Genomic DNA, 12,225 nt, shown 5'->3' with positions numbered 1-12,225 from the left:
TGAGGGGGACTTTGGTCGGAGCGGTGCAGCGCGGAGCCTCCCAGGGAAGAGCGTTTGTTTCGGCTTAACAGATGGTCGGCGCGGATCGGCGGCAGCTCCCGATCGTAAAAAGCCGATGCTCAGAAAGAAACTCTTAATTTTAGCTGTCAATAATAAGAAGTAGGGGTTGAACTTCGCGGTTGATTCCCGTTAAAGAAGTTGTCAAGCGGCGCTGGCCGCTCGTTCGAAAGGATGCTTATGCGAAGCCTAACCGCCTTGGGCGGCGCACGCCGCACCACCGTTTCGGGTTTCAAGTATCTCGTGCCTGCCTCGCTTTTCGGTCTTCTGCTTGTCTCTTCCGGCTGTTCGTCGGCGGGTATCGCTGAAAGTCCGCTGTTCTCGTCTGCCGGCTCGAAGGCAGCAGTGAGCGCGCCGAGCGTCGCCCCGAAGCAGGGCAAGCTGATCAGAGTTGCGGAAGCCGACGATATCGTCGAGCCGCTGCCGGCAAGAAAGCGCGTTTCCGCCTATCTCGGCCGCGCGCCCTATATCTGCTCGCCAAGCGGCTTCGGCCATACGTCGCGCTGCTTCCTCAGAAGCTCGCTGTAAAGCCATTCCGATCAGGCGGAGCGCTCGAAACGCTTCGCTTCCATACGGTGTCGTTGGCGCGTTTCCGCATTGGTTGAAGTGACGGAAACACTCCAGCTCCTTGATTACGCACTTGCCTGGGGAAGATTGTTTCGTTTTCCCCTGAAATGTTCGAGACCTTCCGTCGGAGACTGCGCTTGTCGATTGCGATATTCAGATCGGTGCTTGCGGCCGGCCTCATGGCGCTTTTGCCGGTGGGGGGCGCCTCGCGCGCTGCGGCTGCCGATCTCGGCGGTACGGTCGATCGTGTGCTGACGACCGCTTCGATCGGCGCGGCCGGGAAGGCTGCAGGAGGGCCGCGTGGCGAGATTGCGATCGGCGTCTACGATCCGCATGACGCGGTCACCAACAGCGATGCGCTCACGATCGAGCATGTCTTCATCTATTGGCAGGCGCTCGACAAGGCGATGCTGAAGCGCAAGATCGCCATTGCCGAGGGCCAAGGCCGGGCGCTGATGATCTCGATCGAGCCCTATACCCACGCCAGCGACTGGCGGGCGGGCGGCGAGCGGCTGTTTGCCGATATCGGCCGCGGCCGTTTCGATCGCGAGATCCGCGATATCTGCCGGCGCGCCGGCGAGGTCGCAGTCCCGGTCTACATGCGCTGGGGTCACGAGATGGAAGACCCCGATGGCCGCTATCCCTGGGCGCGGCGCGACACGGGCGGCTACAAGAAGGCGTTTCGCTATTTCGTCGAAAGTTGCCGGGAGCTGGCACCCGATGTGCGCTTCGTCTGGTCGCCCAAGGGGCATCGCAACCTTGGCGGCTATTATCCCGGCGACGACGTGGTCGACGCCATCGGCATTCCCGTCTGGGGGCTGCAGAAGATGGATGTGGACTATTGGGGTCGCGAGCGCAGCTTTGGCGAAACGCTTGGCGAAAAATACCAGCGGGTCGCGCGGTTCGGAAAGCCGGTGATGGTTGCCGAGCTCGGCGTTTCCGGCTCGGCTGACTACAAGCGCGCCTGGTATGCGGAAATCTTCGATCGCAGGACCTATCGCGATCGATTTCCGCTTTTGACGGCCGTGGTGTTCTTCAACGACAAGGAGCCCTACAAGTGGCCGCTCGGCTATGGCTCCCCGGATTGGCGGCTGGACAAGGCCTCGCTTGCCGCCCTCGTTTCCGACAAGGCCGAACGCATCAGCCGGCCGACGCAATAGCGCTTACTGCATAATTCCTTAAATCGGATCCGATTTAAGGAATTATGCAGCAAGTTTAAAGCGTTACAGCGTCCTTTGCGCGTCATATTTGACGCGCGGCGCTGTAATGCGCGCCGCGATCTCTACTGCATGTTTCCTTAAATCGTATCCGATTTAAGGATAAAAACATGCAGAAATTCAAAGTGCTACAGCGACCTTTGCGCGTCTGATAAGACGCGCGGCGCTGTAGGATGGACGCACCGGCCGTTCAGCCGGTGCGCAAACTTCGGCAAACTGGGATTTTTCTCAGGCGAGCAGAAGGCCCGATTCGCGGGCGGCTGCGGCAAAGCAGCGACTTGCCCTGTTGACGCTGGTCAGCCCGTCGAGCGCATCCAGGCAGCGCTGAAGGGCGGCGCGATATTCCCGCCCACGTCTGCCCGGCCATTGTCGCAGCAGCTCCAAGGCCTCCCAGACCGTCCTGACGACGGTCTGCCGCTTGGATGACAGTTTCAGGTGGATCGGCGTTGCGAAGGTTTTTTCGCTCATCTTGCATTCCTCGTTCATAGTCTTTTGAGCGCGAGGCCAACGCCGGGGATGACGAATGGTTCCCTTGGTGGACGCACTTTTTTAACCATGACGATGGCGGTCCGATGCGATCGATACGGGATGCCCGGGCGGAAATCCCGCAGTGGCGGGCTTTTCGAACGGCCGCCGATGGAATTTCGGCCGCGACAAACCTTGCAGAAAATTTTCCCGTGGCACGCTTGCGGGCGACACGCGTCAAAGCTCGAGTGCGGCCCTGAGGTCGGTCGGCTTGCGCTCCCTGAGATCGAGGTCGGCCTCGATGTGATCGATATGGCGGATCATCAGTGTGCAGGCGGTCTCGATGTCACCGCCTTCGATCGCGGTGAGGATGTCGTCATGCTCGTTATGGCCGCAGCTCGACACGCTCGATTGTCCATAAAGCGCGATGACGAGCGAGGAGCGGGCGACCAGCTCGTCCATGAAGCGCCTGAGGATGGCGTTGCCGGTGAGATCGGCGAGCGCCAGGTGGAAGTCGCCGGAAGCCTTGATCTCGGCGCGGCGCGCCGATTGGCCGCGCTGCGCCGTCAGTTGCTGTTCGATTGCAAGCAGGCGGCGCAGGTCATCGATTTCGGCGGGGCCGATCCGAGCCGCGGCCGCGCGCAGAAGCCCGGGCTCGATCAGCCGGCGGGTGGCGAAGATCTGCCGGGCTTCATCCGGCGAGGGATGGGCGACGAAGGCGCCGCGGTTCTTCTCGACACTGACCAGCCCCTCATAGGCGAGCGCCTGCAGGGCGGCGCGCACCAGCGTGCGGCTGACCTTGAACAGATCGCCGACATCGCTTTCCGACAGCTTGGTTCCCGGCGCAAGCCGTCGTTCGACGATCGCATCGCGCAGCTTGTCGCGGATCTGCCGGGTGCTGGTTTCGGTGGTCGCGTCGGCCGGCGCAGGATGGGTGGTCAGGGACATGAAGGAAATCGATCCGCAAATGAGTGCGGCATCTTATCGTCGCGCGCGTTGAAGGGAAACGACAATCTGGCGTGGCAGGGCGTTGTCGCCGGACAGCCGGCCGCTGCTCGTGCGCGCCGGCTATTTGTCGAGCTCGGGGTAGACGCGGTCGAGGAAGCCCGGCCGCAGTTTCTCGCCGATCAGGCAGTCGGGCGCGGGCAGGGCATCGACGAGGCGCACGCTTGGCGGTGACGGCAGGCCGCTCACCTCCAGGATCAGCTTCTGGCGGATGGCGATGGCGAAATCCTCGGGCTTGTGCACCGGCAGCACGAAAGAGCCGGGGCCGCCGACGACGCACTCGGCATAATACTGGTCGAGCGGGCCGGTCGAGACCGAGGGCCTAATCAGGATCGCCAGCCCGTTGATGATGATGCCGCGGGCGATGGCGATATCACGGGCGGGAATGACCGGCGGACCGATATTGTTCGGCCCGTCGCCGGACACGTCGATGATGCGGCGCATGCCGGAAAAGGCGTTCGAATCGATCAGCGCCGTGCCGTAGGTGATCGCGTTGGAAATCGATGTGCCGCGCCTGGTGCCGACCGGCCGGGCCTCGATCATCGCGGCAAAGGCGGCGGCATCAGCTGCATTTGCGATCACCTGCCAGGCGACGACAGAGGATTCGTTGACCGTGCCGGCCCATTCGAAATAGCCAATCGCGATTCGGCCATGGCGACCGCTCGCTACCGCATTGAGAAAGTCGGCATGGCGCAGCGCCTGCACGTAGCCGGAGCGCTGGACCCGGGCTTCGTCCAGATCCATCGAGCCGGACATGTCGACGGCCAGCACCAGCTCGACGTCGACATCAACAGGCGCGCCCGCCGTTTGGGTCGGGCTACCAGTCAGGGAAAGGATCAACGCCAGCATGGTTAACATAGCTTCAACCCGTCATTGCGAGCCGCGTCATCTGAGGAACTGTAACACAGGATTGGCTTTCGGCGACTGTTTGGGGTTGGCTGACCTTCAATAAAAGGTGATATCGACTGGGTTCACCGCCCATCGATACCGTTCCAACAGGCCCACATGAGCCGAGGATATGCTTCAGCAGACACGGAATACGCAATGTTTTCAGGTCGATAGGCTGCAGTCCGCCGCCTTCGACTATTTCCTGGGTTATAGCGACCCTGGCACCGGGCTTGTCGCCGATACGTCGCTTCCCGACGCGCCTTCGAGCATCGCTGCGACCGGTTTCGGGCTTTCCTGCTACCCGATCGGCGTCGAACGCGGCTGGATCGGGCGCGGCGAAGCGGCCGGCCGGGTGCTGACCACGTTGCGGTTTCTGGCGCAAAGCCGGCAGGGGCGCGATGCGCTGGCCACCGGCTATCGCGGCTTCTACTATCATTTTCTCCACGTGAAGACCGGCGAGCGGGTGTGGCAGTGCGAGCTTTCCACCATCGATACCGCGCTGCTGATTGCCGGCGCGCTGACCGCGGCCGCCTATTTCACCGGCGAGAGGGCGGCGGAGCGGGAGATCCGCGCGCTGTCGGAAACGCTCTATGCCCGAGTGGACTGGCGCTGGGCGCTTGCCCGTGGCGAGACGCTGACGATGGGCTGGCGGCCGCCGGGGCGGTTTCTGAAATATCGCTGGCAGGGCTATAGCGAGGCACTGCTTCTCTATGTGCTGGCGCTCGGCGCGCCGCATCACGCGATCGGCCCGGAGCACTACCGCGCCTTCACCACCGCCTATGACTGGACCACGGTCGATGGCGCGCCGCACCTGCAGGCCGGTCCGCTGTTCATCCATCTTTTTCCGCAGGCCTGGATCGACCTTCGCGCTCTCCGCGATGCGCAGATGCGCGACAAGGCGACCGACTATTTCGACAATACCGGCCGGGCGATCGCGCTGCAGCGCCGGTATGCCGAAGATAATCCCGGCGGTTTCGCCGGCTACGGCAGCGATATGTGGGGCCTCAGCGCCTGTGGTGGACCGACGGGGCGGCAGCGGCTTGTCGATGGGCGCCGGCGGCGGATGCTCGGCTATGCGGCACGTGGCGCTCCCGGTGGTCCTGACGATGGCACGCTGGTGCCCTGGGCGCCGATCGCCTGCCTGCCTTTCGCCGCCGATGCGTCGCGGTCGGCGTTGGTCGTGCTAGAGAGCCGTTATCCCGACCTGCTGTGCGAGGGCCGGCTTCCCGGCGGGTTCAACCCGAGCCTGCGCGGTGCGGGCCCCGAGGGCTGGGTCGACGACCGCGTCGTCGGGCTTGACCAGGGGCTTGTCGTGATGATGATCGAGAATGCCAGAAACGGTTTCGTCTGGGAATTGACGCGCGGCATTCCGGCCTTTCGGCGTGGATTGCAGCGGGCGGATTTTCGCGGCGGCTGGCTTGCGACCATGGAGACGGCATGAGCTTGGGCTACGAGCGGCAGGAAGAGCGCCTGGCGGAGGACGAGGCGGGCAAGGCGCTGCGCCGAAGTGCCCTTGGCGCCATCGCGCGCCTGCAGCCTTCCTTTCCCGAAGTGGGCTTTTCGCTCGAGGCTGCCGGCGACGACTTTCTTTCCGAGGCGCGGTTCTGGTCGGAGGAGGGCGTCGGGCTCAAAGCCGGCCTTGCCTATCAGGACCGGTTTGCCGAGGGCATGGACGACAAGATCCGCGCCGCCCATCTGATCGCCTTTTACAGCAACCAGCTCGCCCTGGCGCTTGGCAGCCTCTATCTCGGTGCGGGCATCGTGGTCGCGGTTCAGGGCCTTCGCTTCGAAGCGTTTTCGCGCTCCTACGGCGAACGCGTCGTGGCGGCCAAGCGATTTCATTTCAGCCTTGCCTTGCCCGCAGCCGGGGAGCACGCCCTAGCGAATGCGGACGTCTTCGGTGAAACCTTTGCTGCGCATCTGGCGCCGATCATCGCCACGCTGAAGCGTCGCACGGGCCTGTCCTCGGGCGCGCAATGGCGGCTTGCGGCGGATTCGCTTGCGGGCGGTTTCCTGGAGATCGGCCGCGCGCTCGGCGACGAGGCGACCGCTATCGTCAAGGCTCTGGCGATCGTCAAGCGTGAAGGCACGCCGCTGTTTTCCGACAAGCTCTGTTACGAGAACATCGCGGTCGAGATCGGGGACTGCGCCGGCCATCGAGCACTGTCGCAGGTCTATCGCCTGCGCGGTGGCTGCTGTCTCTATTATCGAACCGAAGGCGGCAGCTTCTGCGACAGTTGCGTGCTGCTGGCGCCGGACGACCGCCGCGCGCGGTTGCAGGCGCATCTGCTGGCGTCGCAGGCGCGCTGAGGCATCGCAACGACAACGCCCCTGACATCGATGACATCAGGGGCGCTGTTCTCTTCGCTACGGCATAATTCCTTAAATCGGAATCGATTTAAGGACAAAATTATGCAGCAACTCAAAGTGTTACAGCGACCTTTGCGCGTCTAAATAGACGCGCGGCGCTGTAGGTCCTGCCAACCTTCGGCCCGCAGGGCTCATTCGTTACGCCTTGGCGAAACGATCGTTGATGAAGCCCGACACGACGCCGAGGACGATCCAGAAGGCAAGCGTGGTGGCAAGCGCCGCCACGGCGAATTCGGCGCCGAGCACGGCCGGGACATTGCTGGAGATGTCGGATGGTTGCGGCGCGCCATAGACATGCGGTGCCGCGACCAGCGCGAGGCCGATGATCTTGGCGACGATCTCTTCCCGCAGGACCAGGAGATAGAGACCGGCGGCCGAAAGCAGCACGGTGGCACCCCACCAGACCTGGCGGTCGCCGAGTTCTGCGGCCGGGAAGCCCGGCAGTTCCGGCGGCAGGCCGATTGCCGGCAGCATGTGTACGGCTAGCCAGCCGCAGGCGCCCCAGAGCGCGCCATTCCTGAGCGTGATCGGGTAGGCGATGACGAGGCTGACGCCGGCGAGCAGCAGCGCGAAGCCGGAGCCGGTCACCAGATTGGCGATCAGCGTGCCGGAGAAGCGGCTCATGCCGAACATGATGCCGCCTTCCTCGTGTTCGCCCTCATGGGCGTAGGCGGGCGTGATCGGCGACAATGCGTCGAGCAGCGCACCAAGCGGCGAAACCGCCTTCAGCGACGAATGCTGGTCGTGGCCGGCAGCTGCCGGCTCGGCCGTTCCCGGCTGTGCGGCGGCGGGCTGCTCACCGGCGGCCGGTGCCTCACCTTCGAATTCTTCCGCATGCAGGATCAGCGGCACGACGCGCAGTTCCTGGGCGCCGGTCATGAAGACACCGGCAATCAATCCAGCCACGATCGCGGCCAGAAGCGTTCTGACAATCATTTTCGATATCCCTCGATAGCGGCGCGCCATGCACTTGGCAGGCAGCGCCGTGTCCCCTTGGCAAATATGCGAACGGCTCTGCCCGGCAGACCTTCAATCTGCATCAGACGCAGATAAACGCGTCCGGCGCTGCGATTCCGATTGAAGGAATTATGCAGCAGCCGGAAGCGTTTTTGTCCGCAGCCATGTCGATGCGGAACGCATGTCGCGTCCCTGAACATCGCTTAGTGGCAGGGGAAGCCATAGGAGTGGCGGGTGTCGTGCGCGGTGTCGTGCAGCACGGCCGAATTCGCCAGGCCGGCGCCGAAGACGAGGAAGCCGCCGATGAGGAGCGCGATGATACCTGCGGTCAGACGATCGCTGAGGGAGAGCGGAATGTTCGAAACTGTAGATGTAGCCATGACAACCTCCGTGATGGCATCGGGATATTTCCCGGTTTGGGCCCTATGCCCGTATCGACTGGCAGGTTTCCTGGCTCAGGACGTCGGGTGAGATCACCCTGGATTTGCCTCGCCTTCCCAGATCAAGGGCCGCCCTCTCGCGGTCTCGTCTCCAGTGGCTTTTTCCGGATCGCTCCGGAACGGCGCATTCACGTCGCTCTACAGTCGCGGGGTCGGCCGTGATTTGAATGCCCAGCATGGGTCCATCCGTCACGTTCCCGTTTACTCCCGAAACGCGTTCGCGTTGCGAGAACCAATCGATCCATGATGATTAGGATCGCACCCCGGAGATGTCAATTGGACTTGCGCCGCCGCCCGGCCCATCCGCGACAAAATCCCGAAGGATCATGCGTTTATAGGCTTCGACGATCTGGTCGCCCTCTGCCCGGTCGACGGAGACCGCAAGCCGCATCGTGCAATCGCCCAGATGCATGATCAAAAAGGCAGCGCTGTCGATCGTTTCACGCGGCGTGTCGGGCGCAAACCGCGCCCAGACGTCGGCAAGCAGCCGGCCGCCGGCGCGGCTTTGCGAAAGGTCGATCTCGCGCAGCGCCTTGTCGGCCTGCATCGCCGACCAGATGTCGCGCATCACAGGCTCGGCCAGGAACATATCGTAATAGATGTCGAACAGCACGGAGAAGGCGTCACGAAGTTCCGTGATCGACGTCACCTTGGCAAGCTCGGCTTCGATGCACTCGCGGCAGACCGCATTGTAACGCTCGGCCAGCGTGCGCACGATCGCCGCCTTGTCGGGGAAGTACTGGTAGAGAGAGCCGATCGAAATTCCAGCCTTTTCAGCAACTTCGCTCATGCGCATGGCGTCGCTGCCCTTCTCCTGAATGATCGCTGTCGCGCAGGCAAGGATTTGCTCGACGCGCTCGCGGCTGCGTTTCTGGCTCGGCGTCCGGCGCAGCGCGGTCTCATCGTCAGCGGGAACCGCAGCTGGGCTTATCTCTAGAATCATGAGTGATACTCACATTTTGACTTGACTCCTAAAATACGAGGATTTATCACATTTGCAAATGTGAGAGTTGCTCATATTTGTGAACTAACCTCAGGAGGAAGCGATGACTGACAAACTCACACTGGTTTTGGGCGGTACGGGCAAGACGGGGCGGCGGATCGCTGCCCGCCTTCAGGAGCGCGGTGTTGCCGTGCGCATCGGCGCCCGTTCGGCGTCGCCTTCCTTCGACTGGACGGATGAAACGACATGGGCGCCCGTGCTCGAAAATGTCGAGCGCGTCTACGTCTGCTATCAGCCGGATCTGGCGGTGCCGGGCGCCGTCGACGTCATTCGCAAATTCTCGAGCCTTGCCGTGCGCTCGGGCATCAAGCGGCTGGTGCTTCTGTCGGGGCGCGGTGAGGACGAGGCGGAAGCGGCCGAGCGCGAGTTGCAGGCCTCCGGCGCCGACTGGACGATCATCCGGGCAAGCTGGTTCTTCGAGAATTTCAGCGAGGATTTTTTGGCCGATGCCGTTTGCAGCGGTTCCGTCTTCCTGCCGCCGGATGAGATCACCGAGCCTTTCATCGGCAGCGACGACATTGCCGATGTCGCGGTTGCAGCACTTCTGGACGACGGGCATATCGGCAAGATCTATGAACTGACCGGCCCGCGACTGATGACCTTTGCCCAGGCTGTGGCCGAGATCGCCGCGGCTGCCAACCGCCGGATCGCTTACCAGTCCGTGCCGGTTGCCGACTTCACCGCGCAGTTGCGGGCCGATGGTTTGCCTGATGACTATGTCGAACTCATCCGCTATCTCTTCACATCGGTGCTCGACGGACGCAATTCGCAACTGACGTCCGATGTCGAGCGCGTGCTTGGGCGTAAACCGCGCGACTTCGCCGACTACGCCCGGGAGACCGCTGCAACAGGTGTCTGGAGTATTGCCGCATGATCCCGCTGATCCCCGCTCTGGCGTTTGCCGCCGCGATCGGCTCCGGCCTGATGGCCGGGCTGTTCTTCATCTTCTCGGTCTGCATCATGCAGGCGTTGTCGCGGCTTCCGGCGGAGCAGGGGATCGCGGCGATGAACGCCATCAACGTGGTGATCCAGAACCCGCTGTTCCTCAGCGCCTTCATGGGTACGGCGCTTCTGGGGCTGGTCCTGGCAGTTGCTGCTTTTGTTTGGGGAGGCGAGGGCAGCCTACTGCTGGCAGCGGGCGGCATCGTTTACGTCGTCGGCGTGTTGATCGTCACCATCGTCTTCAACGTACCGATGAACGATGCGCTGGCGGCGGCCACGCCCGGGCAGGCGGCGACCGAAATCTGGCAGCAGCGCTACCTGACCGACTGGGTCTGGTGGAACCATGTGCGCACGATTTCCTCGATCGGTGCGCTGGCCCTGTTCATTCTGGGCTTTGCACGCAGCTGAAGACCGCGCGCCGGCGGACCTTTTTGAGATCCGCCGGCTGTCTCCATCAGTCGACCAGCGAACCGCAGGTCAGATTGGCAATCGCCCCTGTCATGGCGCCAGCTCGGTCCGAGGCGACGAAGGCGGCATAGTCGGCGATCTCGTCGAGCCTCGGGAAGCGCCCAAGCAACGTGCCGGTCTTCGCCCGCCCGTCGAGCATCTCCTCAACGGTCGTATCGAAGCGGTCCGCAAAGCCTTGAAAGACGGCGCGTGCGTGCGAAACCGCCAGCGCCTCGGGAATGGCGTCCGGACGCAGGCAGATGACGCGAATGCCATGGCTGCCGAGTTCGCCTGCGAGAATGCGCGAGAAGGTCTCGATGGCGCCACAGGTGGTGCCATAGCCAAGGAAACCCGAACCGGACATGCGCGAGCCCGGCGTCGAAAGCGTCAGGATGACGCCGCTGCCGTTTCTCTGCATATGCGCCGCGGCTGCCTTGGCAGTGATGAAGTTGGCGCGGGTATAGGCTACGATCGGGCGCTCGAACTGTTCCAGCGTCAGCTCCGAAAGCGGTGGCCCCTGAATATGGGCAAAGCCGACGGCGGTCAGGACGTCGTCGATCCGGCCGGTTCGCTCGACGACCGATTGCGCATGCCGCTCGACGGCAGCCTGATCCAGGACATCGACGACGTCGAACTCCGCCTTCCCGCCCTGCGCCCGAATTGTCTCGGCCGTGTGGTTCAAGGTTTCGGCCGTCCGCCCGACCAGGAAGACGCTCGCGCCTTCGCGGGCAAAGGCACGCGCCGCAGCACCGCCGATCGCGCCGCTGCCGCCATAGACAATCGCACTCTTTTCACGAAGCAACATTACAGCCTCCCTTGATCCTGTCGGGGTGAATGGGCATGCGGCATGAGGCCTTGGATCGGCGCTGATCCAGGGAGAAAATCATGCAGCACTTTTAATGACTTAAAGAACGTTAGCGCGCAGCGATCTGCCGCGCATATTCCTGCTCGAGCCGGGTATGCTTGTTCCAGAAACCATGCGATGCGCGGCCGGAAAGCACGTCGGCGAGAATGTCGAGATGGGTGTGCCAGCCGGCTGCGACGCTTGCCATCATCTCCTGTGTCGCGATGCGCGAATGGGTGACCACCAGCAGCACCTTGGCGCCCTTGGTTTCCAGATCGAACCGCACCTGCGACGGCGTCGGCGTGCCTTCACCCCAGGTATAGGCCAGCAGGTGCGGCGGTTCACAGGCTATGATGCGGCCATGGATGCGGCTTTCGCCGACCAGGGCCGCATATTTGGCTGGCGGTTGGCCGCAATCCGTGCCGAGTTCCTCATGGCGGAAGATATGTTCGACCGCCGTTTCGGCCGTAGCGCCGATGGTTCCTGAGGCCATCCATCGGCGGCGCTTGTCCTCCTGCGTCAGATAGGCCCAGATGCGCTCGATCGGTCCCGGCAAAAGCCGCTCGATGCGCGCCGCGTCCGGCGCGACGATCCGGGCATATCCGTCGTCAGTGCCGACTTGCGATGTCATCGCTTCCTCTCCGTTTCTGGCCGCTTCGTGGTCTCAGTCTTTTCGCCGTTGGCGGCGTCTTCGGCCAGAAGCAGCGCCTCCAGCACGTCGATGCGCTGGCGCCAGAAGGCTTCGTAGTGGCGCATCCATTCCATTCCGGCATGCATCGGTTCGGCGTCGAGCCGGCAGACATGCGCCCGGCCGCGCACCTCGCGCCGCACGAGGCCGGCGCCTTCGAGCACCTTGATGTGTTTCGACGCGGCGGCAAGCGAGATGGAGAAGGGCGCCGCAAGCTCGCCCACCAGCCGTTCGCCCGCCGACAGATCCTGAAGCATCGCCCGCCGTGTCGGGTCGGAGAGCGCATGGAATACGGCGTCGAGCCGATCGTTCATATATTCAACCATGTCGTTGAA

General features: G+C 63.2%; 15 protein-coding genes and 1 riboswitch. Of the genes, 6 read left to right on the top strand and 9 right to left on the bottom strand.

Going from position 1 to position 12,225, the window contains the following annotated elements:
* Window positions 1–237 precede the first annotated feature (237 nt).
* Together BC360_RS02665 and BC360_RS02660 are read left to right on the top strand one after the other, a co-directional pair.
* On the top strand, window positions 238–585 hold the full coding sequence (locus tag BC360_RS02665; protein WP_065794129.1) for a hypothetical protein: 348 nt from the start codon (window positions 238–240) through the stop codon (window positions 583–585).
* Window positions 586–761: 176 nt separating this feature from the next.
* A complete protein-coding gene (locus BC360_RS02660) occupies window positions 762–1,784 on the top strand; it encodes a glycoside hydrolase family 26 protein (RefSeq protein WP_161491353.1) in 1,023 nt (340 codons plus the stop codon).
* Window positions 1,785–2,069: 285 nt separating this feature from the next.
* Here the strand turns inward: BC360_RS02660 and BC360_RS02655 are convergent, their stop codons facing one another.
* From BC360_RS02655 to BC360_RS02645, 3 genes are all read right to left on the bottom strand, one after another.
* On the bottom strand, window positions 2,070–2,309 hold the full coding sequence (locus BC360_RS02655) for a DUF982 domain-containing protein (protein ID WP_065787010.1): 240 nt from the start codon (window positions 2,307–2,309) through the stop codon (window positions 2,070–2,072).
* A 234-nt stretch (window positions 2,310–2,543) separates the two neighbouring features.
* Entirely contained in the window at window positions 2,544–3,254 is a 711-nt protein-coding gene (locus BC360_RS02650; RefSeq protein WP_065794127.1) for a GntR family transcriptional regulator, read from the bottom strand.
* 120 nt (window positions 3,255–3,374) lie between these two features.
* Window positions 3,375–4,169 carry a DUF1194 domain-containing protein gene (locus BC360_RS02645; RefSeq protein ID WP_065794126.1) on the bottom strand — a complete coding sequence of 265 codons (795 nt, stop codon included), beginning with the start codon at window positions 4,167–4,169 and terminating at the stop codon, window positions 3,375–3,377.
* A gap of 160 nt (window positions 4,170–4,329) precedes the next feature.
* On the opposite strand from BC360_RS02645, the gene BC360_RS02640 reads away from it, so the two are divergent.
* Window positions 4,330–5,640: a glucoamylase family protein gene (locus BC360_RS02640; protein ID WP_065794125.1), complete on the top strand. Its 1,311-nt coding sequence runs from the start codon at window positions 4,330–4,332 to the stop codon at window positions 5,638–5,640.
* Window positions 5,637–6,509, top strand: a complete 873-nt coding sequence (locus BC360_RS02635; protein WP_083222395.1) for a (2Fe-2S)-binding protein — start codon at window positions 5,637–5,639, stop codon at window positions 6,507–6,509. The genes BC360_RS02640 and BC360_RS02635 overlap by 4 nt, the downstream gene beginning before the upstream one ends.
* Window positions 6,510–6,707: 198 nt before the next feature.
* Here the strand turns inward: BC360_RS02635 and BC360_RS02630 are convergent, their stop codons facing one another.
* From BC360_RS02630 to BC360_RS02620, 3 genes are all read right to left on the bottom strand, one after another.
* Entirely contained in the window at window positions 6,708–7,505 is a 798-nt protein-coding gene (locus BC360_RS02630; RefSeq protein WP_065794124.1) for a CbtA family protein, read from the bottom strand.
* 224 nt (window positions 7,506–7,729) lie between these two features.
* Complete coding sequence (locus tag BC360_RS02625) at window positions 7,730–7,906, bottom strand: CbtB domain-containing protein (protein ID WP_065794123.1); 177 nt, start codon at window positions 7,904–7,906, stop codon at window positions 7,730–7,732.
* Between the two features lie 42 nt (window positions 7,907–7,948).
* A riboswitch (cobalamin riboswitch) is annotated at window positions 7,949–8,218 on the bottom strand.
* On the bottom strand, window positions 8,217–8,909 hold the full coding sequence (locus tag BC360_RS02620) for a TetR/AcrR family transcriptional regulator (RefSeq protein ID WP_065794122.1): 693 nt from the start codon (window positions 8,907–8,909) through the stop codon (window positions 8,217–8,219). Its footprint overlaps the riboswitch before it by 2 nt.
* A gap of 103 nt (window positions 8,910–9,012) precedes the next feature.
* Between BC360_RS02620 and BC360_RS02615 the strand changes: the two genes are divergently transcribed.
* Entirely contained in the window at window positions 9,013–9,843 is an 831-nt protein-coding gene (locus tag BC360_RS02615; protein WP_065794121.1) for an NAD(P)H-binding protein, read from the top strand.
* Window positions 9,840–10,319 (top strand): DUF1772 domain-containing protein, encoded by a 480-nt coding sequence (locus BC360_RS02610; RefSeq protein WP_065786573.1) that lies wholly within the window; start codon window positions 9,840–9,842, stop codon window positions 10,317–10,319. The genes BC360_RS02615 and BC360_RS02610 overlap by 4 nt, the downstream gene beginning before the upstream one ends.
* Window positions 10,320–10,365: 46 nt before the next feature.
* On the opposite strand, the gene BC360_RS02605 is transcribed toward BC360_RS02610, so the two are convergent.
* The 3 genes from BC360_RS02605 to BC360_RS02595 all read right to left on the bottom strand — a co-directional run bounded on the left by BC360_RS02605 (window position 10,366) and on the right by BC360_RS02595 (window position 12,216).
* Complete coding sequence (locus BC360_RS02605; RefSeq protein ID WP_065794120.1) at window positions 10,366–11,163, bottom strand: SDR family NAD(P)-dependent oxidoreductase; 798 nt, start codon at window positions 11,161–11,163, stop codon at window positions 10,366–10,368.
* Between the two features lie 109 nt (window positions 11,164–11,272).
* Complete coding sequence (locus BC360_RS02600) at window positions 11,273–11,833, bottom strand: SRPBCC family protein (RefSeq protein WP_065794119.1); 561 nt, start codon at window positions 11,831–11,833, stop codon at window positions 11,273–11,275.
* Window positions 11,830–12,216: an ArsR/SmtB family transcription factor gene (locus BC360_RS02595; RefSeq protein ID WP_065794285.1), complete on the bottom strand. Its 387-nt coding sequence runs from the start codon at window positions 12,214–12,216 to the stop codon at window positions 11,830–11,832. The genes BC360_RS02600 and BC360_RS02595 overlap by 4 nt, the downstream gene beginning before the upstream one ends.
* Window positions 12,217–12,225 lie beyond the last annotated feature (9 nt).

The sequence above is a fragment of the Ensifer sp. LC163 genome (genome assembly GCF_001695855.1).
Taxonomy (GTDB): domain Bacteria; phylum Pseudomonadota; class Alphaproteobacteria; order Rhizobiales; family Rhizobiaceae; genus Ensifer.
Note: the sequence above shows the minus strand (reverse complement) of the source record. Positions and strands in the feature narration are given on the sequence as shown.

Bases quoted from the DNA above. Each gene is read 5' to 3' on its own strand.
- BC360_RS02645 (WP_065794126.1), bottom strand. From the start codon at position 4,169: ATGTTAACCATGCTGGCGTTGATCCTTTCCCTGACTGGTAGCCCGACC.
- BC360_RS02610 (WP_065786573.1), top strand. From the start codon at position 9,840: ATGATCCCGCTGATCCCCGCTCTGGCGTTTGCCGCCGCGATCGGCTCC.
- BC360_RS02650 (WP_065794127.1), bottom strand. From the start codon at position 3,254: ATGTCCCTGACCACCCATCCTGCGCCGGCCGACGCGACCACCGAAACC.
- BC360_RS02655 (WP_065787010.1), bottom strand. From the start codon at position 2,309: ATGAGCGAAAAAACCTTCGCAACGCCGATCCACCTGAAACTGTCATCC.
- BC360_RS02665 (WP_065794129.1), top strand. From the start codon at position 238: ATGCGAAGCCTAACCGCCTTGGGCGGCGCACGCCGCACCACCGTTTCG.
- BC360_RS02595 (WP_065794285.1), bottom strand. From the start codon at position 12,216: ATGGTTGAATATATGAACGATCGGCTCGACGCCGTATTCCATGCGCTC.
- BC360_RS02620 (WP_065794122.1), bottom strand. From the start codon at position 8,909: ATGATTCTAGAGATAAGCCCAGCTGCGGTTCCCGCTGACGATGAGACC.
- BC360_RS02635 (WP_083222395.1), top strand. From the start codon at position 5,637: ATGAGCTTGGGCTACGAGCGGCAGGAAGAGCGCCTGGCGGAGGACGAG.
- BC360_RS02640 (WP_065794125.1), top strand. From the start codon at position 4,330: ATGCTTCAGCAGACACGGAATACGCAATGTTTTCAGGTCGATAGGCTG.
- BC360_RS02625 (WP_065794123.1), bottom strand. From the start codon at position 7,906: ATGGCTACATCTACAGTTTCGAACATTCCGCTCTCCCTCAGCGATCGT.
- BC360_RS02605 (WP_065794120.1), bottom strand. From the start codon at position 11,163: ATGTTGCTTCGTGAAAAGAGTGCGATTGTCTATGGCGGCAGCGGCGCG.
- BC360_RS02630 (WP_065794124.1), bottom strand. From the start codon at position 7,505: ATGATTGTCAGAACGCTTCTGGCCGCGATCGTGGCTGGATTGATTGCC.
- BC360_RS02600 (WP_065794119.1), bottom strand. From the start codon at position 11,833: ATGACATCGCAAGTCGGCACTGACGACGGATATGCCCGGATCGTCGCG.
- BC360_RS02615 (WP_065794121.1), top strand. From the start codon at position 9,013: ATGACTGACAAACTCACACTGGTTTTGGGCGGTACGGGCAAGACGGGG.